A 24,844-nucleotide genomic window follows, 5' to 3' on the forward strand; every position below is an offset into this window, starting at 1 on the left:
GCCTTTTCTCGGATCGCTATCATTAATGAAAAAAATATGACGCAAATTGTTCTGGCCTCAACTTCGCCATACCGTCGAGAGCTGCTTGAAAAGCTCGGCATGCCCTTTATCACCGCGGCCCCACAGGTCGATGAAACGCCAATTCCCGGTGAGGATGCTCGTCATCTCGTCATGCGACTGGCGCAAGCCAAAGCACAGGCGTTGAGCCCGGAGTACCCAAATCATTTGATTATCGGCTCAGATCAGGTCTGCGTTTTAGAAGGGAACATCGTCGGCAAGCCGCACACAGAAGAAAAAGCAGTCGAACAATTGCTGATTGCGCGCAACAGTATTGTTACTTTTTATACCGGCCTTGCACTTTATAATTCCTCCGCAGGGAATTTACAGGTGATTTGCGAACCCTTTGATGTGCATTTTCGTCATCTGAGTGAGCAAGAAATCCGCAATTACGTGCGTAAAGAACAGCCGTTGCAATGTGCCGGAAGTTTTAAGAGTGAAGGCTTGGGCATTACATTGTTTGAGCGGCTTTCAGGAAAAGATCCCAATACCCTGGTGGGCCTGCCGCTTATTAGCTTGGGTGAAATGCTGCGCAACGAAGGTGTCAATCCGCTGCTGATATAAGTGGCCAAGGGTGGATAGCTCCACCCTGGCAGCAACAACTAGCGCGCGTTGTTACGCAATACAGTAAGACAACGCTTTAGTTTCTCATCCAGCGGTGCTTCAACTCGCATAATTTCACCGGTGTTAGGATGAGTGAAGCGCAAGGCCGCAGCGTGCAAGAACAAGCGATTCAGACCCGTTCCTGCGAGTTGCTTATCAAACTCACGATCGCCATAACGATCGTCAAACGCAATCGGGTGGCCTGCATGCAGCGTGTGCACACGAATCTGGTGAGTTCGCCCGGTAATCGGGCTACAACGCACAAGTGTGGCAAACTCGTAACGTTCTTCCACTTTAAAACGCGTCTCTGAAGGTTTCCCTTCGCTATTTACGCGCACAATGCGCTCACCGCTTTGCAAAATATTCTTAAGCAACGGAGCCTGCACAGCTTTCACATGCGATTGCCATTGGCCCCGAACTAACGCCAGGTAATCCTTCTGCATTCCTTTTTCACGCAGTTGCTCGTGTAACGAACGTAATGCAGAACGTTTCTTCGCAACCAGCAAAATCCCGGAAGTATCACGGTCCAGACGGTGCACAAGCTCAAGGAAACGCGCTTCGGGGCGTAAAGCACGCAACCCTTCAATTACACCGAAGCTCAGACCGCTGCCGCCATGGACTGCCGTACCCGATGGCTTATTTAGTACCAGAATGTGGTCGTCTTCATAGAGAATCGCATCGGTCAATGCCGCCACTTTTTGCAGATGCGGGGAAACCGCCTCTTCTTCACGTTCAGCAACGCGAACTGGTGGAATACGGATTTCGTCACCATCCTGAATTTTATATTCAGGCTTGATGCGTTTTTTATTCACGCGCACTTCGCCTTTACGCAAAATGCGATAAATCATACTTTTCGGTACGCCTTTTAAGCGCGAGAGCAAAAAGTTATCGATACGCTGCCCGGCTTCGTCGGACGAAATGGCAACGATTTGTACTGAAGGTGTCTGAGTTTTCATGGTCGGCGATTCTAAATAGCGTGCGCGCATAGCGCCACTCATTTTTATGTGCTTAACTGAGAAATTGCCTGGTTTTAAGTCGCCTGACTCTCCTTTTTCAAATTTCTGCGACGCACAGCGAAAAAGTGAGTTAAAAAACTGTAAGAAACGAGGCATCAAAGGCAAAAGTCATCTTGCTATAATAAGGTTAGCAATGGAATAATGTTGCGGTTTTCCGTGTTGATACTTGTTAGAACAAGGAATTTTGCGGAATTACCAGTTTTGCCTGAATGTTCATCCACGCAGCAATGGCGTAAGACGTATTGTACTTTCAGGCAGTTAGCGGGCTGCGGGTTGCAGCCTGACCGGTAAAATGGAATCAACTCTTAAGAAATTTTCTAAGGTTATTCCCACGATAATTGCGCTGTATTTCCGTATGAAATACAGGCTACCGACACTTTGCGCCTCTCAGCAAGCGACAACCGTGAGGTTGGCGACTTAATGCGTTTAGTCACGAGGCCATCGGTTCACTCCCGGTCAGCGTCACCATGCCCGTAGCTCTGTCACCAATGTAAGAATAATGAGTAAGTTACGATGAAAAGAATGCTAATAAACGCGACTCAGCAAGAAGAGTTGCGTGTCGCCCTTGTAGATGGGCAGCGCCTGTACGATCTGGATATTGAAAGTCCTGGACACGAACAGAAAAAAGCCAACATCTATAAAGGCAAAATCACCCGTATTGAACCAAGTCTGGAAGCGGCATTTGTAGATTACGGCGCGGAACGTCATGGTTTCCTTCCCCTTAAAGAAATTGCCCGCGAATATTTCCCGTCTAATTATTCATCACATGGTCGTCCAAACATCAAAGATGTTCTGCGCGAAGGCCAGGAAGTGATTGTCCAGATTGATAAAGAAGAACGTGGTAATAAAGGCGCAGCCTTAACCACCTTTATTAGCCTGGCGGGTAGTTATTTGGTACTGATGCCTAACAACCCACGTGCTGGTGGTATTTCCCGCCGCATTGAAGGTGACGATCGTACCGAACTGAAAGAAGCACTGTCTTCTCTTGAACTGCCAGATGGCATGGGTCTGATTGTACGTACAGCTGGCGTGGGTAAATCCGCCGAAGCACTGCAATGGGACTTAAGTTTCCGTCTGAAGCATTGGGAAGCCATTCAGAAAGCGGCAGAAAATCGCCCGGCTCCATTCCTTATCCATCAGGAAAGCAACGTTATCGTCCGTGCTTTCCGTGATTATCTGCGTCAGGATATCGGTGAAATTCTTATCGATAACCCGAAAGTGCTCGAACTGGCTCGCCAGCATATCGGCGCGTTGGGTCGTCCTGATTTCAGCAGCAAAATTAAGCTCTACACCGGTGAAATCCCGCTGTTTAGCCACTATCAAATTGAATCGCAGATTGAATCCGCGTTCCAGCGTGAAGTTCGCCTGCCTTCCGGCGGCTCGATTGTTATCGACTCCACCGAAGCATTAACCGCCATCGACATCAACTCCGCGCGCGCAACTCGCGGCGGCGATATCGAAGAAACGGCATTCAATACCAACCTTGAAGCTGCTGATGAAATCGCGCGCCAACTGCGCTTGCGTGACCTCGGTGGCCTGATTGTTATCGACTTCATCGACATGACGCCTGTGCGCCACCAGCGCGCGGTAGAAAACCGTCTGCGCGAAGCCGTACGTCAAGACCGCGCCCGTATCCAGATCAGCCATATCTCTCGATTTGGCCTGCTGGAAATGTCTCGTCAACGTCTTTCCCCTTCTCTGGGCGAGTCCAGCCACCACGTCTGCCCGCGCTGTAGCGGAACAGGTACGGTGCGTGACAACGAATCCATGGCTCTCTCCATTCTGCGTCTGATTGAAGAAGAAGCGCTGAAAGAGAACACGCAAGAAGTTCACGCGATTGTTCCGGTGCCAATTGCTTCCTACCTGCTGAACGAAAAACGTGATGCGGTGAGCGCGATTGAAACCCGTCAGGGTGGTGTGAAAGCTATCATCGTTCCTAACGATCAGATGGAAACTCCACACTATTCCGTATTGCGCGTACGTAAAGGCGAAGAAAGCAAAACTCTGAGCTACATGCTGCCGAAGCGGTATGAAGAAGAGATGGCTGTGCCGTCTGAAGAAGAGTACGCAGAGCGTAAACGCCCTGAGCAACCTGCACTGGCAACCTTCGTGATGCCTGAAGTGCCGCCAGCTCCGCCTGAGTCAGCTCCTGCGGCAACTGCGGTGCAAACTCCAGTGACTAAACCAGTAGCTGCGAAAGTAGCAACAACAGAGCAGCCTGGCTTGCTTAGCCGCTTCTTCGGTGCGTTGAAAAACCTGTTCGCAGGTGAACCAACTACTGAAAGCAAAGAAGTTCAGGAAGCAAAACCTACTGAGACTGAAGGTCAACGTCAAAATCAGGATCGCCGTAATAACCGTCGCCAGAATAACCGTCGTGATCGTAACGACCGTGGCGATCGTAATAACCGCGATCGTGACAATCGTGGCGAAGGCCGTGGAGAAAATCGCAGCGAAAATCGTGACAACCGCGAGCCGCGTGAAAACCGTGACCGCGACGATAACCGCCGTAATCGCCGTCAGGGTCAGCAGCAAAATACTGAAGTGCGTGAAAACCGCCCTGCAGTTGCTGAAGAAATTGAGAAGCCAAAAGCACGCGACGAGCAGCAACCACGTCGTGAGCGCAACCGTCGTCGTAGCGATGACAAGCGTCAGGCGCAACAAGAAGTTAAAGTTCTGCAACGTGATGAAACTGTAGAAGTTGAAGTCGAGACTGAGCAGGAAGAACGCGTCCAGGTTATGCCTCGTCGTAAACAGCGTCAGCTGAGCCAGAAAGTTCGCTTCGAATCAGCTCAGGATTCTGCTGTTGAAGTTGTGGCTACCCCTGAAATCGCTGAAACAGTTGCAGCACCAGTTACCCACACTAAACTGGCAACTATCCCGTTACCAGCCGTTATCGAGAAGCCAGTTGTTGAGCAAGAAGACAACAACGATTCACGTAACGACTCTAACGGTATGCCGCGCCGTTCTCGCCGCTCTCCACGTCATTTACGTGTTAGTGGCCAGCGTCGTCGTCGTTACCGTGATGAGCGTTACCCAGCACAGTCGCCAATGCCGTTGATCGTAGCATGTGCTTCTCCTGAACTGGCCTCTGGTAAAGCCTGGATTAGCTATCCGGTTGCCCGTTCGCAAGAAGAGTCGCAGTACGACAACGTTGACCGTACCCCGGTCTTCGTCTCTCACGAGCAAGAAGTTCCAGAAGTGATTATTTCACAACCAGTTGTTGAGACTGCACATGTTGAAACGACACATCCGGAAGTGATTGCAACGCCAGTTAGCGAGCAACCACACCTGATTGCTCCTGAAGATGACGTTGTCGCTGAACAAGTGATTGACGAAGTTGCACCTGCACAAGATGAAGTAATTGTAGAAACTCATCCGCAGCAGGCCGCTGAAGTGGCTCAGGAAGCGCCGGTTATTGTTGCAGAAACTGTGCCAGTGGCTCCGGTTGAAGAAACAAAACCAGTCGATGTCGTTGAAGTGCAAACTTCTGTTACTCAAGAAGCAGCTGTTGCAGAAACTGCCGCTGAAACTGTGCCAGAAGTGAAAGCAGCCCCTGCAGAAGTAGCCGTAGTTGCTCACGCCGTTAAGCATGCGACGGCACCGATGACTCGTGCTCCAGCACCGGAATATGCGCCAGAATCACCACGTCAAAGTGATTGGGTACGCCCAACTTATGACTTTAGTGGTCGCGGTTCTGCCGGTGGTAGCAGTGCAACTCATCAGGCAGCAGCACCAGCAACACGCCCGCAAAGCACTGACTAATCGCTAAGCGTTGCTAAAAAGCCGACCAGGACTCTGGTCGGCTTTTTTATTTCTGCGTGTGCTGTCATGTAGCAACCCGGATCCTACCTACAAAAGCAATTTGTCTATTCATAGGGAAATTGCCAGCGCCCCCCTTACCCTCTATTTTTAGGCAAAAAAAAAAGCCCACTCTGGGGTGCAGAAGCGGGCATATAAAGCGTGCCCAGTTTCATGGCACACCCAAAATGTTAAAGCTTATTTGTTTAGCTGGAACAAGGACATCCCTTGCATATCGCTGAAAGCTTTATAAGAGGCCTGAAGAGCTGCCTGCTGCATCACATAAGAAGAAATAGCCGAGTTCCAGTCCACATCAACCAAATCACTCATTTGCTGAGCCTGGCCTAATGCGCGGTCACTACCTAGCTCATCAAGCTTATCCAGCTCGTTCAGCTGCGTACCGAGTTCAGCACGTACAGTCAGCACGTTATTGAGGGAGTTTCTCAACCCACGGTTGGTTTTATCAATAGCCGCGCCCAAGTCAGCTTTCTGAGTGTCATCCAGACCTTCTGTTGGAGTTCTCAGCGTCGCAATAGCTGAGTCAAGCATATTGAAAAGACTCTTCTCAGACGTACCAGTACCCGGTTCAGGCACCGCATTACTGGTCAGTGACTCGAAAATCTCTGAGCCCAGATGCCCTACGGTCATGGTGCGAGATGCGTCTACAGACTGAGTTACCGATGTACTACCACCGGTATAAGTGATGCTGTTGGCCCCACCGCTAAACGGTGCCGAATCCGTTTTATAACCCGCAAAAATATAGCGCCCGTTGCCGTCCGTACTGTTGGCAAGGTTCAATATCTGATTGCGGATACCTTCCAGATCGGTCGCCAGTGATGCACGGTCGTCATCGCTTAACGTACCGTTACCGGCGTTAACGATTCTTTCTTGTGCTGACTGGATAGCTGTTGTCACCTGCCCTAACACGTTTTCTTCCAGCGAAATCTTTTGAGTTGCAAAGGTACGCGCCAACGCATACTGGCTGTTTTGTGCCTGAGCCTGAGACAGCACTACGGCCTGCGATGCAGCAATCGGATCGTCAGAAGGTTTAGTAACTCGCTTACCGGTCGACATCTGCTCGCCATAACGCAACCACTCACTTTGCGAGTTAGTTATGCCGCGCATGTTCTGTTGGTACATCATTGCGGTACTGATACGCATACGCCAGATTCCTTAATTAACGAATGGACAGTAACGCATCAAACAGAGTTGATGCCGTCTGTAGTACCTGGGCATTGGCCAGGTAATATTGTTGGAAACGCTGCAAGTTACCGTACTCTTCGTCGAGATTGACGCCAGAGATAGACTGCTGTTGGTTACTCAACTGCGTGACCACGTTGTTTTGTGTGGTGCTGGTGACTTTCAGCGTGCTGGTTTTGTTGCCAACATCGCTTACAAGGCTCGCATACGCATCGTTAAACGATTTGTTACCGTTAACGATTTTGCCACTTTGCAAATCCAGCATTGCCTGGGCATTACGGTTGTCGCTTGCACCACCGCTGGTATTGCCGGTGCCACCATTAGGGTCACCCGCCAGGGCCAGCATACTTTCGTCGGTAATCAGCACGCCCATGTTCACAACAGCGTCAGAAACAGGTTTAACTATGAAGCTGTCATTTTCGCTCGGCGCCGTACCGCTAATATCAAGTTTCAGACCATCAAAGCTCATGCTTTTGCCATCAGTGGAGAGCGTGGCTTTGAATTGCTTATTATCCGCCAGGCGCGTGACTTGCCAGTCCTTGCCGTCATAGACCACTTTGTAGTCGCTGGCCTGCACTTCCGAGCTGTTCGTCATGCTTACTTTAAGCGAGGTATCTTTAGCGACATTGTTGGCATTCCCCCAGGCTGTCGGCCCACCGATTGAAAAGAACTTGCCGCCAGCATCACCATTGGCATCAACCCCTTTGCCATGTTGTTGATTTATCGCATCGGCAAATGTCAGAGCCAGTTGCCCCAGGCGGTTGCGAGCGCTATCAAGGTCTTGAGAACGGAAGGTCAACACGCCGCCCAGCGTACCGCTGCTCAATTGGTTTTCCGGGATTTCCTTAGTGCCGGAAACTGGGTCAACATACGCAACAGTAGTGCGTGAAGGGTCAGCACTGGAAGGGACTGCCGCCAGTTTATTGGCTTTATCACCCTGCACCAGGGACAAACCATTCGCGATGGAGACGTTATAAGTACCGCCATCCTGAACACTGACTTCAACACCGACAATCTGGTTTAACTCACTAACCAGTTGGTCGCGCTGATCGAGCAGATCGTTCGGGGCTGCACCTGCGCCCACACCCGTCAGGCGCGAAATCTGGTTGTTCAGATTGGCAATCTGGCTGGCGTAATTATTGATTTGCTCCACGCTGCTCTGGATGCTGGTATTCACCTGCTTATCCTGGTCGCGTAGATACTGATCGGTCACCTTAAACTGGTTAACCAAGCCGTTGGCATTACCGAGCAATGCCTGACGCGCAGCCGGGTCTTCGGAGTTACTAACCAGAGTCTGCAAGCCGCTAAAAAAGCTCTGCATGGTTGTTGCGAGGGTATTTGTAGTGCCAGACAGAATATTGTCAATTTTAGACATTTGCTGGTACTGAGTATTCAGACCACTGCTTTGCGTTTGTGCCGCACGCAGTTGGTTAGTGATGAACGCATCATATTCACGTTGCACACCGCTGACCTGTACGCCATTACCAATCCAGCCACCTGCGCCAAGCGTACTTTGCGACTGCGACAACACGGTAGTCTGGCGGGTATAGCCTGTGACGTTATAGTTAGAAATGTTGTTACTGACAGTATTCAGTGCCGCCTGGGCAGCACCCAGGCCACTCATGGCACTGTTAATCAGGCTACTGGACATGAAATTTCCTTAGCGCGTTAATCACGATTCCTGTTGGTAAGTATCGGCAGCGTCTGGCAACACTTGAGGTGTTAGCTCTAAATAATTCGAGTTGCAGGAAGGTGGCAAGTGAGCAAATCCCCAGGAACTTACATAAAGTAAGTGACTGGGGTTTGTGAGTGCAGCCAACGCACCTGCAGCTCGAAGTATGATGAGCTTCAGAATAAATTGGATAAGTCATTGCTATAAGCTTTTGCGACCTTCTCACCCATCGCCTTCATCTGCTGAATCATGCCCGTCAGCTTACGGGCATAGTTCGGGTCGGTGGCGTAACCGGCATTTTGCAATGCCTGTGCACCCTGTTCTGCGGTATTGGCGTTAGTGACTGCGGCGTATCGCGGGTTGCGCGTCAGCAAACCGACGTAATCAGAAAGAGCTTCGAGGTAAGAGCTATAGACACGGAATTTCGCTTTCACCTTTTTCGCTTCACCATTTTCATACTCGGTAGTGGTGATTTCCGTCGTCGGGCCTTTCCAACTTCCCGACGCCTTCACGCCAAACAAGTTAAAACTCGGCTCACCTTTCTCAGTAAGAATCTGCCGCTGGCCCCACCCTGACTCCAGCGCAGCCTGCGCCAGAATCAAGTGATGCGGAATACCGCTCTGTTCACTGGCAAGCCTTGCTGGTAAAGAAAGCTGCGCCAGGAAGTCTTTGCTGTCACCCGTCAGCGGCTCTTCGTTAGAAGGCGCTTTCGGAATGGCCTGGCGCACCATTTGCGTTAACGCCTGGTTCTGGAAACTGGTCACAGTTTGCAGATCAAACTTCATCGGCACTTTGCCAGCATCTTCCGATGGGTCGGCATTACCGCCCATTTGCTCCACCATCATATCGGCCAGACCAAGCCCTTTGGAGCTTAGCTGCTGCGCAATTTGCTGGTCATAGATGCTGGTGTACATGCGTGTCTGCTCGCTGCTAAACAAGCCATCTTTTGGCAGCGCCTCACGCATGCTTTTCAGCATCATCTGCACGAACATCCCTTCCACCTGGCGAGCAACCGATTTCATGTTGCCCTTTGGGTCTTGCCCGGTTTTCGCTTTTAGCTCGTTAAGAGAGTTAGCATCCCATGCAGCATTCGCCAGTGACTGGGTATCGTTAAGCATCAGATGATTTCCACTTTGGCACGCAGACATCCCGCGGTTTGCATCGATTGCAGAATCGACATCAATTCCATTGGTGAAGCACCCAGCGTATTCAGTGCACGAACCACATTATTCAGATTGGCACTGGCGTTAACCCGTTGCAGCGCACCACCGTTCTGACGCAGATCGATTTGGGTTTGCGGCGTCACCACTGTTTGGCCGCCACCAAATGGCGTATCCGGCTGGCTTACCTGTGCTGAACGGTTAACCGTTACAGACAAGTTGCCCTGCGCCACAGCACAAGTGTCTAGTGTCACTTCCTGGTTCATCACCACCGAGCCGGTACGTGAGTTGATAATCACTTTCGCGTCCTGCGCAGGCATGTTGACTTCAAGGTTCTGAATATCAGCCAACAAACGCACTTGCGAACTGTTACCGCTTGGTACACGAATCTGGATAGTGCGCGCATCTAAAGCTGAAGCACTGCCAAAACCACGTGAGCGGTTGATGGTGTCAGTTATCTGCTGTGCAAGAGTGAAATCATCGTTGTTAAGTTGCAGGCTAATCATATTCCCGGTGCCAAAAGTGCCCGGTAACTCACGTTCGATAACTGCACCGTTTGTGATACGACCGCCGTTAAGCTGGTTAACCTGAACGCTGCTGCCGCCCGCTGAAGCCCCGGCACCGCCTACCAGAATGTTACCCTGCGCGAGCGCATAAACCTGGTTATCAACACCTTTCATCGGCGTCATCAGCAAGGTGCCACCACGCAGGCTTTTGGCGTTACCCATGGATGAAACCACCACATCAATATTCTGCCCGGATCGTGCAAATGCTGGGTATTTTGCCGTCACCATTACCGCTGCGACGTTTTTAAGCTGCATGTTGGTGCCCGCCGGAACGGTGATCCCCAACTGCGAAAGCATGTTGTTAAGTGTCTGGGTAGTGAACGGTGTTTGTGTGGTTTGGTCGCCTGTGCCATCGAGCCCAACCACCAGACCGTAACCAATCAGGGAGTTTTCACGCACGCCCTGAACCGTTGTCAGGTCGCGGATACGGTCGGCTTGCGCAAAGGTTGCCACCAGAATCAGCAATCCGAATAAATATTTGGTCATGAGTTTCCTCGCTTACATCGGCGATAAATTAAGGAAGAAGCGTTGCAACCAACCCATATTCTGCGCTTCGTTGATATAGCCGTTACCGACATATTCGATGCGTGCATCCGCCACTTGCGTAGACGGCACGGTATTGGAGCCGCTAATAGTGCGAGGATTCACCACGCCGGAGAAACGAATAAATTCGGTGCCCTGGTTAATGGCTATCTGTTTTTCACCCACGACGTGCAGGTTGCCGTTTGCCAGTACCTGATCCACCGTCACGGTTAAGGTTCCACTAAAGGTATTACTGGCGTTTGCCCCACCTTTACCGTTGAAACTGTTGCCGCCAGAGGCATCCACTGACGCGCGATCGTTGCCGAATAGCCCCTCGAGATAACGAGGCGTTACGTCAAAGCCAAAGTTTGTTTTGCCATCACGGCTGGCATTAGCCGACGAGCTTTTGCTGGCACTGACATTTTCCTGGAGCTGAATAGTCAAGGTATCGCCGACATTCCTTGGACGGCGGTCTTCGAACAAAGGCTGATACCCATAGTTCACCGGTTGCGCCGTCTGGAAAATTGAACCATTGACGATAGGCGCAGGGCCTGGCACTGGCTGGGCCGTTGTCGCCCCTTCCACCAGCGGTTTTGTTGGTATCAGCGCGCAGCCCGTTGAGGCGAGCACCAGACACATCACGATAGGACGGAGAACCATTGGGTTTTGCATTGCTTTCATCTTCAGGTCATTCAGATAAAGACAGCCGGTGCAAAACTGCACACCGGCAAACGCCTTACAGTTGCGTCAGTTTTTGCAGCATCTGATCGGTGGTAGAAACGGCTTTACTGTTGATTTCGTAAGCGCGCTGAACCTGGATCATATTCACCAGTTCTTCTGCAACGTTCACATTAGAAGTCTCAACGTACCCCTGATACAGCAGACCAGCGCCATTAAGCCCCGGAGTACTTTCATTAGGCGTTCCGGAGGACTGGGTTTCGGCATAGAGGTTTTCACCCAGGCTTTCCAGACCCGTATCATTCATAAAGGTGGTCAAGTTAAGCTGGCCTACCTGCACGGGTTGCGCCTGCCCCTGCTGAGTCACACTCACGATGCCGTCACGTCCAACGGTAATCGTCAGGGCGTTAGCAGGAATGGTGATTGCTGGCTGAACCTGGAAACCACCCGCCGTCACCAGTTGGCCGTTTTGATCAACCTGGAATGAACCATCGCGCGTGTAGGCACTGGTTCCATCCGGCAGTTGTACCTGGAAGAAACCCTGACCTTTGATAGCCACATCTTTACTGTTGTTAGTCTGAGAAAGGTTACCCTGGCTATGCAGACGCTCAGTGGCGACCGGACGCACACCCGTACCAATCTGCAAACCTGACGGCAACGTGGTTTGCTCAGAAGATTGCGCACCAGGCTGGCGAATAGTCTGGTAAAGAAGATCTTCAAACACAGCACGCTGACGCTTAAAACCATTGGTGGAGACGTTTGCCAGGTTGTTGGCAATCACATCCATGTTGGTTTGCTGGGCATCAAGACCGGTTTTGGCGATCCATAAAGAACTGATCATTTTGAATTCCTGTTAGTTTCGCGGCTGATTATCACGTCATCGACAGCAGTTGGTTGGCCCGTTGCTCGTTTTCATCCACGCTCGAAATAATCTTCATCTGCATTTCAAAACGACGGGCGTTGGAAATCATGTCAGCCATGGCTTCAACCGGTTTAACGTTACTGCCTTCCAGTACGCCAGGCATCAAAGAGATGCTGGCATCGGCTTGTAAAGTCGCACCGCGCGTGGCTTGGGCAGCCGGGCTCAAACGGAAAAATCCATCATCACCACGTACAACTTCTGTACCGGTAGCTTTCACCAGTTTCAGGCGGCCAATCGGTGCCACCGTATTAGGCTGGTCACCCGCGTTAAGTGCAGAAATGGTGCCATCAGCCGCGATAGTTAGCTGTGCGCCTTGAGGAACAGCAATCGGGCCACCTTCCCCCATCACCGGTTGCCCGCCGATGGTCAGTTGCCCGGCAGGACTCACCTGCATATTGCCGTTACGGGTATAAGCTTCTGTACCATCAGCACTTTGTACCGCCAGCCAGCCATCTTGTTGCAGGGCAACATCCAGCGGGCGTTGGGTGTAATCAAGCTGACCTTGGGACATATCAGCGCCAGGCGTTGATGCGGTCACCAGCGTACGCGTTGGCAAAGAAAGCCCTTCCACCGGAACTGCGCGCAAAGCCGTTAGCTGTGCACGAAAGCCGGGAGTTGAAGCATTCGCCAGGTTGCTGGCCGTCACCGCTTGTTGATTCAGCGTCTGACTGGCCGCGCCCATGGCGGTATAAATTGCGTGATCCATTAAGCTTTCCCGTCAGTGCTTAGCGCAGGTTAACCAGGGTGTTAAGTATCTGGTCCTGGGTTTTGATGGTCTGCGCGTTAGACTGGTAGTTGCGCTGTGCGACAATCATATTGACCAGTTCTTTACTCAGATCGACGTTTGAGGCTTCCAGCGCACCGTTAGTCAGCGTACCGAAGTTACCTGAACCTGCCGTACCCAACAGCGCAACACCTGAAGCATTGGTCGCCGCCCAGACGTTGTTACCCTCAGAGGACAAGCCTTCCGGGTTGGCAAAGTTGGACAACACAATCTGCCCGAGCAATTGGTTTTGTTCGTTGGAGTAGTTACCGACTACGGTGCCATCTTCATTGATCTGATAGCTCACCAAATCGCCTGGCTTATAGCCATTCTGGTTCGCGGCAACGATGTTGTTGGAGCCGGTGTTTTGCTGCATGGAGTTGAGGAAGCTGAGATTGAATGTCGCAGGCGTTGCACCATTAATAGCCTCAGTCTTAAAATCGCTAGCGGTACCTTTGGTTAAGACACCACTACTACTGAACTCCAGAGATGTCCCTTTTTGAATCGGGCTCCCCGCAACGCTGCTGTCCTGGGTATAAACATCCCAGGTATTTGCCGTAGAAGACTTCACAAAGAAGACGTTCATATCATGGGAGTTACCCTGGCTGTCATAGACAGTGATTGAGCCTTTTTTGTTGTAACTCTCTGAATCTGCTGGATCAAACTTCGCGTTGGCGGGCACCTTATCAGTAGAGTTCAGGTTAATCTGCATTGAGGCCGTGGTAGTGATTTTCGCCGCCATCAAAGTATTCGGAATTGAAAGCCCTACCGGGTTTGCCCCTTCCTGAATCGTTGGCGGTGTGCCGGTTGCCGGATAACCCGTCAGTTGCATACCCTGCATGTTCACCAGGTTGCGGTTTTGATCCAGTTTGAACTGACCGTTGCGGCTGTAATAGACCGAACCGTTAGTGTCCACCATACGGAAGAAACCATTCTGGCTAATCGCCACATCCAGGCCACGCCCGGTGTTGGTCGTAGTACCGTCGCCAAAGTCCTGCGTGATGCCTGCGACTTTAACGCCCAGACCCACTTTAGAACCTGCAAACATGTCAGCGAAAGATACGCTGCCGGACTTAAAGCCATAGGTGGCGGAGTTGGCAATGTTGTTACCAATTACGTCCAGGTTGGTGGCGGCGGCATTCAGGCCGCTGACCGCTTGAGAAAAGGCCATGTCTTACTCCTGCAAAGGGTTATAGGCTTAAATAATCTGCCTGATGTCGTCGAGAGTGGAGGTGCCGTAAGTACCGAGGTCGAGCAAGGTCTTGCCATTACTGAGTGTCACACCGTTGACCATCGCAAAATTGAGCGGCTGAGCAACCAGCTGTGTCCCACCATTGGTGGCATTGATAGCGACGTTATAAGCACCGTCTGGCGCCGTCGAACCGTCCGTCATCGTCCCATCCCAGGTAAAGGTATGAACGCCTGCGCTTAGGCCACCAATATCGAGCGTGCGTACCACTTTGCCGGTGTTATCGGTGATCGTTGCGGTAACTTTATCGGCGGCTTGTTGCAGCTCCACACCAAACGGCGTGGTCGCCTCTTTGCCTGCCAGAATTTTAGAACCAGGGATCATCACGCCATGACCAATCAGGGCGCTTGCCTGAACCGACTGGTTATTGTTTAACTGGCCTGACACTGAACCGAGCGTGGTGTTGAGTTTTTCAATACCGCTCACGGTACTGATTTGCGCAAGCTGCGTAGTCAGTTCGTTATTTTGCAGAGGGTTGGTCGGGTCCTGGTTTTTGAGCTGCGCAACCAGCAGGGTCAGGAAACTACTTTGAAGATCGGCAGCATTGTTCCCGGTAATGCTGCTATTACCCGATAAAGTATTAACACCACTGGTCGTGGTGTCGTTCATATTAACGGCTATGCCCATCAGTCACTCCTTTACTGACCAAGAGTCAGGGTTTTCAACATCATGCTTTTCACAGTGTTGAGTACTTCCACATTTGCCTGGTAGCTACGGGAGGCAGACATGCTGTTGACCATCTCACCTACCACATCAACGTTTGGCATCCGCACGTAACCTTTAGCGTCAGCGAGCGGATTACCGGGCTGAAATACCAGCTTGTCCGGTGCCTGGCTCTCTTCAACACCCGTCACTTTCACACCACCGGTTTCAGCACCCGGTGCTGCATCCACCTGGAAAATAACTTGCCTGGCACGGTACGGTTGACCATCTGGGCCAGTAACGCTGTCGGCGTTAGCCAGGTTACTCGCCGCCACGTTCATACGCTTGGATTGCGCGGCCATCGCTGAACCGGCAATATCAAAAATATTCAGTAAAGCCATCTATTAGCCACCCTGTTGCAGCACAGACATCATGCCCTTGATTTGGCCGCCGAGAACCGTCAGGTCTGACTGGTATTTCAGGCTGTTATCGGCAAATTGTGTACGTTCGCGATCCATGTCGACGGTGTTACCATCCATTGATGGCTGGTCAGGAATGCGGTAGAGGAGATCAAGCTGTGGGACAGTTTGAGTTTGTGCCGGAATATGGCGCGAAGAGGTAAGAGCAAGCGAGACACCGCTGCCTTCAACACGTCCTCTGTCCATCACTTTTTTCATTTCACTGGCAAAATCTATATCGCGAGCCTGATAACCTGGGGTATCGGCATTAGCGATATTCCCTGCCAGAATTTCCTGACGCTGGGCGCGCAAATTTATCGCTTCTTGCTGAAATCGCAGCGCGGCATCCAGTTTGTCTAGCATGTTCCCTCCGCATAATTAGGATTTGTCCGACAGCTTAAAGCCCCTTACGCGTGCGTTATCGTTGGAATAGACACAAAATGCGTCGCTATTTGTCGCCTTGATCAATTCCGTGTGCGGTTAAAATCACTGCAACCTGAACAAGGAGAGACGTTATGAACGGTCTGAAAACCTGGAGCACGATTGCGCTTTTACTGGCATGCCAACCGGCATTTGCCAGTATTCTGGATGCACCTTTGAACCAGTTTTTTCAGCAACGTCTGGCGGGCATCAGCGATGAAGTATCGGTAAAAGTGAAAACACCCGATGCACAATTACCCTCCTGCCCGCTTCCGGATTTTTCAATGCCGGGTAATGGTCGCCTTTGGGGAACCGTGAGCGTGTTAGCACGATGTGGTGATACCAAACGATTTATTCAGGCAGATGTGCAGGCTATTGGAAATTACGTCGTTGCAGCCCAGGCGCTACCACGTGGCAGTGTCATTAATGAAAGTCAGGTACAACTTAAACGCGGGAGATTGGATCAACTCCCTCCGCGTGCCATGTTGGATATCCGCCAGGCAAATGATGCTGTAACTCTGCGCGACATCGCACCAAATCAGCCAATTATGCTGTCGATGGTGCGTCAATCATGGCGAGTCAAAGCCGGGCAACGAGTCCAGGTGGTGGCTGCAGGTGAAGGTTTTAGTGTGAATAGCGAAGGTAAAGCACTGAACAATGCCGCTGTCGCACAGAATGCGCGGGTACGAATGGATTCTGGTCAGATTGTGAGCGGAACAGTCGACGTTGATGGGAATATTCTGATTAACTTGTAATATTCAACGGGTGATTAAGAAGGGTATAAAGGTTCTGCGGCGACTGCCGATAGTGTGTTAACAGATGATAGATATTGGCAGGCTCAAATGCTGCGAGCCACCTCGATGAGGATAGAATAATGAGCATTGATCGCACTTCTCCTTTAAAGCCGGTAAGTACCGTACAACCACGTGAAACAACAGAAGCTCCGATTCAAAAGAGCCGTCTGGAAAAAAGTACCACGCCAAACAGCACCAATGTGACACTCAGTGACGCGCAGGCTAAGTTAATTCAGCCAGGCAGCGGTGATATTAATATGGAACGCGTTGAAGCACTCAAAACGGCGATCCGCAACGGTGAGCTTAAAATGGATACCGGCAAAATCGCCGATGCATTAATCCAGGAAGCTCTCAGCGATACCCAAAATAATTTAAGTGGCGGGAAGGCGACCAGGCCGTAAGTCCCCAGGAGCATAGATAACTATGTGACTGGGGCGCACGGGTGCAGTCAACGCACCAGCAGCTTGAAGTATGACGGGTATATATCGAGTAAATAATTGCATGAATCGTCTGTTAGAAGTGATGGATCAAATGACTGCGGTGCTCAACTCTCTTAAAGAGGTGATGGACGCCGAGCAGCAACAACTATCCGCAGGCCATGTGAATGGCAGTGCATTGCAGCGCATTACCGAAGATAAAAGCTCGCTACTTGCGACGCTGGATTATCTCGAACAGCTTCGCCGTGACGCACAGAAAGCCGAAAACACCAGCAGCACGGATATTAGCCAGCGTTGGCAGACGATTACGCAGAAAACGCAGCACTTACGTGATATCAACCAGCATAACGGTTGGCTATTAGAGGATCAGTTAGCGCGTAATGAACAAGCGCTGGCGGTACTCAAACCGCATCAGGAACCTAATCTTTATGGGGCTGATGGGCAGGCGACCACTGTCAGTCGTGGTGGGAAGAAAATAACGATTTAGTGCCAGAAAGAATAAGGGCGGTTTCAAAGCACCGCCCAAGTAACGCGTTAAAGACCCTTCAGAATCTTCATTGTCGCTTCTACATCAATTTCATCTTCAGAGAAGATCAACGTTGTGCCCTGGAAAGTGGTCACTGCCAGCTTTTTCAAGGTACGCATCTCACCCTGTTTCGGGTCAGCCTTCGGACGAATGCTATTCATCAATACGCCCACAGACAGCACCGCATTCTCTTTATCAATCTTGGTTTCGGCAGGCACTTCTTCGCTGTAAACCAGGAAGGATTTAATCGACGTGATTTTGATGCGCTCGCCTGCGATATAAATGTACTTGCTATCAGGTTCAACCTTCACAGCAAACGCCGACAGGCCTTTATTGTTGGTCGTTGGCTCGAAAGTGACTGATGCGTCTTTCTTAATCAGTTCAGGGTTGGCGACCTTAATCACATGAAAATAACGATTGTCACCGTTTTCATCTTTGATAAAACCGAAACCTTTATCTTCAAACCAGGTTGTGATTGTCCCGTGCATCGCTATTACCGCCTAATTAATCGTTCAATAAGTCAAATTTTGCAGCGCGCAGTTTAATGCAGAATGCGCGTGCCGACTATGCCTTTGGCACGTGTCGGCACGATAAATTGCCATCACGTTACATTGTGCGTCGGGCAAAATCCTTCACTCTGAATCCCAGCACCGTAAGCGTTGCGAAATAAGCCGCGATACCAGCCACGACAACGGCCATTAAGCGCAGTAAACGGTACGGCATGGTGCCCAGATCCCAGGCAGGCATAATGTGCATCACGCCAAGCAGAACCGCCGCCATCACAATGACACCAGCAAACAGACGCCAGAGGAATGCGCTCCAGCCCGGCTGAGGTTGGAAAATATCCTGTTTACGCAGTTGCCAGTATAGCAGGCTGGCATTCAGGCAAGCCCCCAAACCAATCGACAACGACAACCCTGCATGCTTGAGCGGGCCAATAAACGCAAGATTCATTACCTGGGTCAAAATCAGCGTCACGATAGCGATTTTAACCGGGGTTTTGATGTCCTGGCGCGAATAGAAACCAGGCGCCAACACCTTCACTACGATCAACCCCATCAAGCCGACAGAATAAGCCACCAGCGCACGTTGCGTCATAGAGGCATCAAAAGCGGTGAACTTGCCGTACTGGAACAGTGAAACGGTGAGCGGCTTAGCCAGAATCCCCAATGCAACCGCACTTGGCAGCGCCAGCAGGAAACACAGACGTAAACCCCAGTCCATCAGGCGTGAATATTCATCGTGATTACCGCTGGCAAAACTTTTCGCCAGTGAAGGCAGCAAAATGGTACCCAGTGCCACACCAAGCACACCAGATGGGAATTCCATCAGACGGTCAGCGTAGTACATCCAGGACACAGAGCCGGATGCGAGGAATGAGGCGAAAATGGTGTTGATGATTAATGAGATCTGGCTGACGGAGACGCCAAGAATCGCAGGTCCCATCTGCTTAATCACCCGCATTGCACCTGCATCTTTCAAGTTCACACGCGGTAAAACCAGCATGCCAATCTTTTTCAGATGCGGTAACTGATACGCCAGTTGCAACACGCCGCCAACGGTAACCGCCCACGCCAACGCCAGAATCGGCGGGTTAAAGTGGGGTGCGGCAAAGAGTGCAAAGCCAATCATGCTGAGGTTTAAGAAGGTTGGCGCGAACGCGGGGACCGAGAAGCGGTTCCAGGTATTCAGTATCGCCCCACACAGCGAGGCCAGAGAGATCAGGAAAATATACGGGAAAGTAATTCGTAGCAGGCTGGAGGTGAGCGCGAATTTATCGGCAGTATCCGCAAAGCCAGGTGCTGTGACCAGAATAACCCACGGTGCTGCAATCATCCCGATAACAGTAACAACCGCCAGTGCCAGCGTCAGCAGTCCGGAAACATAAGAGACAAACACGCGTGTTGCGTCTTCACCTTGCTTACTTTTGTATTCAGCAAGAATCGGGACGAACGCCTGCGAAAATGCACCTTCGGCGAAAATACGGCGCAAAAGGTTCGGTAATTTGAATGCCACAAAAAAGGCATCCGTCGCCATCCCTGCCCCAAAAACCCTTGCCACAATGGCGTCACGTGCAAATCCGAGCACGCGAGAAAACATCGTCATCGAGCTGACTGCTGCCAGCGATTTTAATAGATTCATTTATTATATGGTTCCACAAACATCAACGCCTGCAAGGCAGGCGTTGTTAAGGGCATTTCGATCAGGCGCTTAGTCTACCGATACCCAGCCGAAATACTACTATCAGATGTTACCGCATTATTCGCTCATGGCATCGCGCCACAGTTTCTCGACCACGCGCTGGGCCATCAATGCCTGCTCACCTGAGGTTTCAGGAACTGTCTGATTTGCCACACAATCAAGGAAATGACGCGCACATCCAGCGAAACCGCGTTGCTCGAGTGTGGTTTGCCAGCCTGGAATTGGACGATTCACCACACCATTTCCGCACTCTTCACGCCATTCACGCATATCTGTAACATCGTACAAACCACCCTCTGTGACCGCCTGAACCCACTCACGTTGGCTACCCGCCCGGCGATGCATACTGGTGGTGATTTGTAGGTTGCCCCGGGCAAAGTGATGCTCAGCAAAAAGCATCTGCCCCTGGTCGTTGGTCAACAGGGTTCCACTTTGCAATTGTGCTTCACCGCCAGACAGCCACAGTGCGGTATCAACCACATGCAGATAATCATCAAGCAAGGTAAAACGCAGATCGTTGGGCCCAACGCTGTCTGCTCGATGTTTATCCATGCGTACTGATGAACCATTCGCCAGTGTCGCTTTGAGATCTTGGTACAACGGTGAAAAACGGCGGTTAAAACCAACCATTAGCGTACGCTTTTGACGCTGTGCCATTTCCACTAAACGTTCAGCATCGGCAAGGTTTTCAGCAAGCGGCTTATCCACACAAACATGGACACCTGCCTGCAATAACTCGCTCACTACCGCGTAATGGCTGCTGGTCGCACTGTGAACGAACACGGCATCACACTGTGCCGCAAGTTCAGCAATAGAAGGAATATAGGGAATACGCCAGGTGTCACAGACTTTCTGCGCTTTCGCCTGTGTTGGGGAAAATGCCCCCTGAAGCGTCCAGTCGCTGGAGGCCCCCAGAACTGGTAACCATGCTTTTTGTGCAATGCCACCTAAACCGACAACGCCTACGCGAAGTTTAGTCATCAATTAATCTCCGAGATGAGCGAGCAATGAATCCAGGCGTTGCTTAAGATCGGCAACTTCATTTTCGAGCTGTTCGACACGCGCCGTTAAATCACCAGCAGGTGTAACGCTGCTTTCTTGCGCTGTTACCTGGGACGCATCAACCTCACCGCTGAAAAGATGCATATAGCGGCTTTCGCGTTTGCCTGGTTCGCGCGGTAAACGCACCACAAAAGGGCCGTCTTCGCGATTCGCGAGATGTTCAAGGGTCGCTTCTACCTGCGCCATATCGCTGAATTCAAACATTCTTCCGGAGCGGGTGCGCAATTCGCCTGGCGTTTGGGCGCCACGTAGCAGTAAGGCAGTGACCACCGCAACTTCTGCCGCAGAAAGTTTAAGGTCACCAAACTCTGAATTACAGAAACGTTGCTCATATTTCGTTACGCGATTGCCAAACCCGCTGACGGTGCGCAAAAAGTGGCGTTTGACCAGAATATCCAACGTTTCCTGAACATCATGCTCTTTCAGATCCATCACCGGCTCGCGGTTGGTCTTCTGGTTACATGCCGTCACCACACCGTTGACCGACATCGGATACTGTTCGGGAGTGGTCACCTGCTTTTCCATCAAGCTACCCACAACTCGCGCTTCAACCGCAGTTAACTGATATTTCATTTCTTGTCCTTAACGGCCAGGGGTCCATTCTTTGGTGGTTAGCGCGGTCAAAACATGATCCCGCCACACGCCATCAATCAGTAAATACTCTTTGGCATAGCCTTCTTTTTCAAAACCAAGGCGAGCGAGCAGATCGCCGCTGCGCTGGTTATGCGGCATGTAGTTCGCCATGATGCGATGGATATGCTGGCTACGCTGCATATAGCGAATAGCCGTGGTCAGTGCTTCAAACATCATTCCCTGCCCTTGCCATTTCTCACCAAGTGAGTAGCCGAGATAGCAGGCATGAAATGAGCCCCGTACTACGTTGGAGAAGTTGGCAACGCCAAGGATCTCTTTCTCTTCTGGATCGAGCAGCGCAAAGTAATAAGCGCTACCGGTTTTATGCATTTCGCTAATCATGCCAAGCCGCGCTTGCCAGCCGGAAGGATAGCAATGGCTGTCATCACGAATGGGTTCCCAGGGTTTCAGGAACTGACGGTTTTCGGCGTAATAATCTGCCAGACGCCAGGCATCTCGCTCGTACACCAGACGCACCACCATGCGGTCCGTTGTTAAGCGTACTTTCGGCACGTTACTGCGGTAGCCAAACATGTTCACCCTACTCCTCACATCCCACGTATTTTTGAGCCAACGTAATTACTATACCTGCCCCTTGCGATGGAAGGAAAACAACAACATGCAGATTTCTCATCCGGTCATACTTTTTTCGATTAACGAGTTAAATCAAAGCGCCGGATTGATAAAAAAATATTGTCGCCGTACGCCCTGTCAAAAACTCTGAGAGCAGTGGAGAATAGAGGTTTGTCACACTTTTAAGTTCCCTGGAGGGGAGATGTCACGGGTAGCGCAGGCCAGGAGCCTGGGTAAATACTTCTTATTGCTCGATAACATGTTAGTTGTATTAGGCTTCTTCGTGGTTTTCCCTCTTATTTCCATTCGCTTTGTCGACCAAATGGGTTGGGCGGCGTTAATGGTCGGCATTGCGCTGGGCCTGCGTCAGCTTACTCAGCAAGGGCTGGGTATTTTCGGTGGCGCCATCGCCGACCGGCTAGGTGCCAAACCGATGATTGTCACCGGAATGCTGCTGCGAGCCGTTGGTTTTGCGCTGATGGGTATAGCTCATGAACCCTGGGTTTTGTGGCTGTCGTGTTTTATTTCCGCTATCGGCGGCACACTATTCGACCCACCGCGCGCAGCCCTTGTCGTCAAACTGGTGCGTCCACATCAACGCGGTCGTTTCTTCTCGATATTAATGATGCAAGACAGCGCTGGAGCAGTCATTGGGGCGCTGCTCGGCAGTTGGCTGCTGCAATACGATTTTCGTCTGGTGTGCGGTGCGGGCGCGGTGATGTTTGTGATTTGTGCGATGGTCAACGCCTGGCTGCTGCCAGCTTATAAACTCTCTACCATTCGCACGCCAATGCTTGAAGGCATGGGGCGCGTGCTGCGCGACAAACGTTTCATCACTTATGTGTTAACGCTGGCCGGATATTACATGCTGGCGGTGCAGGTGATGTTAATGCTGCCGATTATGGTGAACGAAATTGCCGGTACGCCTGCCGCCGTGAAGTGGATGTATGCCATTGAAGCGGCACTATCCTTAACGCTGCTCTACCCGATCGCGCGCTGGAGCGAAAAACGCTTCCGTCTCGAGCAGCGCCTGATGGCGGGTTTATTCCTGATGTCACTCGCCATGTTACCGATGGGATTGGCTAACAACCTCCAACAACTGTTCACTCTAATTTGCGTGTTTTATGTTGGTTCAATCATTGCAGAACCTGCCCGTGAAACGCTGGGCGCATCACTTGCTGACTCCCGCGCTCGCGGCAGTTACATGGGCTTTAGCCGACTGGGTCTGGCGATTGGCGGCGCATTTGGTTACGCCGGTGGCGGTTGGTTATTTGATGCCGGGAAAAGCATCAACCAGCCGGAACTTCCGTGGCTGATGTTAGGGATTATAGGTTTCATCACGCTTATCGCATTATGGTGGCAATTTAGCCCGAAACCGATAGACCCCTCTATGCTTGAGCCCGGCAGCTAGTTTGCAGCCCCTGGTATTCTCCTCCATACTCAAAAATTGACGGATTTTTCCTGACGATTGATATGGAGGAGTAACGTGAAGCTTTATATTTACGATCACTGCCCTTTCTGCCTTAAAGCACGCATGATTTTTGGCTTAAAGAATATCCCCGTTGAGCTGGTCGTCTTGCTAAACGACGATGAAGCAACCCCGACGAAAATGATTGGCAAGAAAATGGCGCCAATCCTGCAAAAAGATGACAGTCGCTACCTGCCTGAAAGCATGGATATCGTGCACTACATCGACAAACTTGATGGTGAACCACTTTTGATCGGCGCTACTAATTCGGCCATCAGTGACTGGTTGCGTCACGTCAATAGCTATGTCCAACACCTGTTATTGCCGCGTATTGCGAAAGCGCCTTTTGATGAGTTTGCCACGCCTGCTGCCCGTGCTTACTTCACACAGAAAAAAGAGGCAATGATCGGTTCTTTTGCCGATCATCTGACGCATTCACCGGGTCTGACCAAAAAAATCAGCGACGACTTACGCAAGCTCGATAAACTTATCGTACAGCCCAATGCCGTCAACGGTGAGTTGTCCGATGACGATATCCACCTCTTCCCGCTGCTGCGTAACCTGACGCTGGTTGCCGGAATTGAGTGGCCGAGTCGTGTTGCGGCATACCGCGATAATATGGCCAAACAGACTCAAATTAACCTGCTGTCATCCCACGCTATTTAAAGATTGTTAATGGTTCTAAGGCGGGTAAGTTAACCCGCCTTTATCTCATGATTAAGAAACTCATTGTGTCTAATAAAAAATTAAGCCTTTTCCTGTAGCACGCCCGGCACTGGTACATCATGATGCTTTATGTCAGGATCTGTGACCGATGCAGCATGTTAAGGATATCCATGAAAAAAATAGTATTAGCCGCAGCCTTGATGCTCAGCGGATTAGTGGTGGGTTGTAACCAGCTAACGCAATACACCGTCAGCGAACAGGAAATCAACCAGGCGCTGCATAAACGGAATAATTTCTCTAAAGACATTGGCCTGCCAGGCGTTGCCGATGCCCACATTGTCTTAACTAATTTAGCCAGTGCGATTGGCCGAGAAGAACCAAACAAAATCACCCTGACTGGTGATGCCAAACTGGATATGACATCTTTGTTCGGCAATCAAAAAGCTAATATCAAACTTAAACTCAAAGCCCTGCCAACCTTTAATAAAGAGCAAGGTGCTATCTATTTGCAAGAAATGGAAGTGGTAGAGGCAACCGTCGAGCCTGAGAAAATGCAGACGATTGTCCAGACACTGATTCCCTATCTCAATCAGTCGCTACGCAATTACTTCAACCAACAGCCAGCTTACGTGTTGAGTGAAGATAACAGTGCAGGCGAAAAACTGGCGAAGAAATATGCCAAAGGGATTGAGGTCAAGCCAGGCGAAATCATTATCCCGTTCACCGAGTAAGCCCTCAAACACAGGGGAGGCACATC

The 24,844-nt window shown here is 50.9% G+C and carries 25 protein-coding genes; 8 read left to right on the plus strand and 17 right to left on the minus strand.

Annotation, left to right across the window (positions count from 1 at the left end; all coding sequences use genetic code 11):
* Positions 1 to 36: 36 nt before the first annotated feature.
* Positions 37 to 621, plus strand: coding sequence for a Maf family protein (locus LVQ77_RS05255; protein ID WP_232865538.1), 585 nt, complete (start codon positions 37 to 39; stop codon positions 619 to 621).
* Between the two features lie 38 nt (positions 622 to 659).
* On the opposite strand, the gene rluC is transcribed toward LVQ77_RS05255, so the two are convergent.
* The gene (gene rluC, locus LVQ77_RS05260) at positions 660 to 1,616 is read right to left on the minus strand and encodes a 23S rRNA pseudouridine(955/2504/2580) synthase RluC (protein ID WP_232903946.1); all 957 of its coding nucleotides are present in this window, start codon (positions 1,614 to 1,616) and stop codon (positions 660 to 662) included.
* Positions 1,617 to 2,189: 573 nt separating this feature from the next.
* Between rluC and rne the strand changes: the two genes are divergently transcribed.
* Positions 2,190 to 5,438, plus strand: coding sequence for a ribonuclease E (rne, locus tag LVQ77_RS05265; RefSeq protein ID WP_232903866.1), 3,249 nt, complete (start codon positions 2,190 to 2,192; stop codon positions 5,436 to 5,438).
* A gap of 234 nt (positions 5,439 to 5,672) precedes the next feature.
* On the opposite strand, the gene flgL is transcribed toward rne, so the two are convergent.
* The 11 genes from flgL to flgB form a co-directional block, all read right to left on the minus strand.
* Positions 5,673 to 6,635 (minus strand): flagellar hook-associated protein FlgL, encoded by a 963-nt coding sequence (flgL, locus tag LVQ77_RS05270; protein ID WP_232903867.1) that lies wholly within the window; start codon positions 6,633 to 6,635, stop codon positions 5,673 to 5,675.
* Positions 6,636 to 6,651: 16 nt separating this feature from the next.
* Positions 6,652 to 8,325 carry a flagellar hook-associated protein FlgK gene (flgK, locus tag LVQ77_RS05275; RefSeq protein ID WP_232903868.1) on the minus strand — a complete coding sequence of 558 codons (1,674 nt, stop codon included), beginning with the start codon at positions 8,323 to 8,325 and terminating at the stop codon, positions 6,652 to 6,654.
* A gap of 197 nt (positions 8,326 to 8,522) precedes the next feature.
* Positions 8,523 to 9,464: a flagellar assembly peptidoglycan hydrolase FlgJ gene (gene flgJ / locus LVQ77_RS05280; RefSeq protein WP_064517893.1), complete on the minus strand. Its 942-nt coding sequence runs from the start codon at positions 9,462 to 9,464 to the stop codon at positions 8,523 to 8,525.
* The gene (locus tag LVQ77_RS05285) at positions 9,464 to 10,558 is read right to left on the minus strand and encodes a flagellar basal body P-ring protein FlgI (protein WP_151992600.1); all 1,095 of its coding nucleotides are present in this window, start codon (positions 10,556 to 10,558) and stop codon (positions 9,464 to 9,466) included. Before LVQ77_RS05285 ends, flgJ begins: the two co-directional genes overlap by 1 nt.
* Before the next feature lie 12 nt (positions 10,559 to 10,570).
* Entirely contained in the window at positions 10,571 to 11,266 is a 696-nt protein-coding gene (flgH, locus tag LVQ77_RS05290) for a flagellar basal body L-ring protein FlgH (RefSeq protein WP_151992923.1), read from the minus strand.
* Between the two features lie 64 nt (positions 11,267 to 11,330).
* Positions 11,331 to 12,113, minus strand: coding sequence for a flagellar basal-body rod protein FlgG (gene flgG / locus LVQ77_RS05295; RefSeq protein ID WP_064517889.1), 783 nt, complete (start codon positions 12,111 to 12,113; stop codon positions 11,331 to 11,333).
* Between the two features lie 31 nt (positions 12,114 to 12,144).
* Positions 12,145 to 12,900 (minus strand): flagellar basal body rod protein FlgF, encoded by a 756-nt coding sequence (locus LVQ77_RS05300; RefSeq protein ID WP_151992601.1) that lies wholly within the window; start codon positions 12,898 to 12,900, stop codon positions 12,145 to 12,147.
* 19 nt (positions 12,901 to 12,919) lie between these two features.
* Entirely contained in the window at positions 12,920 to 14,128 is a 1,209-nt protein-coding gene (flgE, locus tag LVQ77_RS05305; protein WP_232865542.1) for a flagellar hook protein FlgE, read from the minus strand.
* Between the two features lie 27 nt (positions 14,129 to 14,155).
* Positions 14,156 to 14,833, minus strand: coding sequence for a flagellar hook assembly protein FlgD (gene flgD / locus LVQ77_RS05310; RefSeq protein ID WP_064517883.1), 678 nt, complete (start codon positions 14,831 to 14,833; stop codon positions 14,156 to 14,158).
* Between the two features lie 11 nt (positions 14,834 to 14,844).
* Positions 14,845 to 15,249: a flagellar basal body rod protein FlgC gene (flgC, locus tag LVQ77_RS05315; RefSeq protein ID WP_151992603.1), complete on the minus strand. Its 405-nt coding sequence runs from the start codon at positions 15,247 to 15,249 to the stop codon at positions 14,845 to 14,847.
* Between the two features lie 3 nt (positions 15,250 to 15,252).
* The gene (gene flgB, locus LVQ77_RS05320; RefSeq protein WP_064517881.1) at positions 15,253 to 15,669 is read right to left on the minus strand and encodes a flagellar basal body rod protein FlgB; all 417 of its coding nucleotides are present in this window, start codon (positions 15,667 to 15,669) and stop codon (positions 15,253 to 15,255) included.
* Between the two features lie 152 nt (positions 15,670 to 15,821).
* On the opposite strand from flgB, the gene flgA reads away from it, so the two are divergent.
* The 3 genes from flgA to flgN all read left to right on the plus strand — a co-directional run bounded on the left by flgA (position 15,822) and on the right by flgN (position 17,444).
* Positions 15,822 to 16,481, plus strand: coding sequence for a flagellar basal body P-ring formation chaperone FlgA (gene flgA / locus LVQ77_RS05325; RefSeq protein WP_232903869.1), 660 nt, complete (start codon positions 15,822 to 15,824; stop codon positions 16,479 to 16,481).
* Positions 16,482 to 16,600: 119 nt separating this feature from the next.
* Positions 16,601 to 16,921: a flagellar biosynthesis anti-sigma factor FlgM gene (gene flgM / locus LVQ77_RS05330; protein WP_232865543.1), complete on the plus strand. Its 321-nt coding sequence runs from the start codon at positions 16,601 to 16,603 to the stop codon at positions 16,919 to 16,921.
* Positions 16,922 to 17,021: 100 nt separating this feature from the next.
* On the plus strand, positions 17,022 to 17,444 hold the full coding sequence (gene flgN, locus LVQ77_RS05335) for a flagella biosynthesis chaperone FlgN (protein ID WP_232903870.1): 423 nt from the start codon (positions 17,022 to 17,024) through the stop codon (positions 17,442 to 17,444).
* Between the two features lie 47 nt (positions 17,445 to 17,491).
* Here flgN and LVQ77_RS05340 read toward each other — a convergent pair whose 3' ends face one another.
* The 5 genes from LVQ77_RS05340 to rimJ form a co-directional block, all read right to left on the minus strand.
* Positions 17,492 to 17,977 carry a cold shock domain-containing protein gene (locus tag LVQ77_RS05340; RefSeq protein WP_232865583.1) on the minus strand — a complete coding sequence of 162 codons (486 nt, stop codon included), beginning with the start codon at positions 17,975 to 17,977 and terminating at the stop codon, positions 17,492 to 17,494.
* A gap of 112 nt (positions 17,978 to 18,089) precedes the next feature.
* Positions 18,090 to 19,625 carry a murein biosynthesis integral membrane protein MurJ gene (murJ, locus tag LVQ77_RS05345; protein WP_232903871.1) on the minus strand — a complete coding sequence of 512 codons (1,536 nt, stop codon included), beginning with the start codon at positions 19,623 to 19,625 and terminating at the stop codon, positions 18,090 to 18,092.
* A 117-nt stretch (positions 19,626 to 19,742) separates the two neighbouring features.
* Positions 19,743 to 20,666: a Gfo/Idh/MocA family protein gene (locus LVQ77_RS05350; RefSeq protein ID WP_232865546.1), complete on the minus strand. Its 924-nt coding sequence runs from the start codon at positions 20,664 to 20,666 to the stop codon at positions 19,743 to 19,745.
* 3 nt (positions 20,667 to 20,669) lie between these two features.
* Positions 20,670 to 21,320 (minus strand): YceH family protein, encoded by a 651-nt coding sequence (locus tag LVQ77_RS05355; protein WP_232903872.1) that lies wholly within the window; start codon positions 21,318 to 21,320, stop codon positions 20,670 to 20,672.
* Between the two features lie 9 nt (positions 21,321 to 21,329).
* Complete coding sequence (gene rimJ, locus LVQ77_RS05360; protein WP_034456200.1) at positions 21,330 to 21,914, minus strand: ribosomal protein S5-alanine N-acetyltransferase; 585 nt, start codon at positions 21,912 to 21,914, stop codon at positions 21,330 to 21,332.
* A 241-nt stretch (positions 21,915 to 22,155) separates the two neighbouring features.
* Between rimJ and mdtH the strand changes: the two genes are divergently transcribed.
* The 3 genes from mdtH to LVQ77_RS05375 all read left to right on the plus strand — a co-directional run bounded on the left by mdtH (position 22,156) and on the right by LVQ77_RS05375 (position 24,818).
* Positions 22,156 to 23,364, plus strand: a complete 1,209-nt coding sequence (gene mdtH / locus LVQ77_RS05365) for a multidrug efflux MFS transporter MdtH (RefSeq protein ID WP_232865548.1) — start codon at positions 22,156 to 22,158, stop codon at positions 23,362 to 23,364.
* 75 nt (positions 23,365 to 23,439) lie between these two features.
* On the plus strand, positions 23,440 to 24,087 hold the full coding sequence (gene grxB / locus LVQ77_RS05370; protein ID WP_232903873.1) for a glutaredoxin 2: 648 nt from the start codon (positions 23,440 to 23,442) through the stop codon (positions 24,085 to 24,087).
* Between the two features lie 170 nt (positions 24,088 to 24,257).
* On the plus strand, positions 24,258 to 24,818 hold the full coding sequence (locus LVQ77_RS05375; protein ID WP_232865550.1) for a lipoprotein: 561 nt from the start codon (positions 24,258 to 24,260) through the stop codon (positions 24,816 to 24,818).
* Positions 24,819 to 24,844: the final 26 nt, after the last annotated feature.

Source organism: Buttiauxella cochleicola, assembly GCF_021282435.1.
In the GTDB taxonomy this organism is placed as follows: Bacteria; Pseudomonadota; Gammaproteobacteria; order Enterobacterales; family Enterobacteriaceae; genus Buttiauxella; species Buttiauxella massiliensis.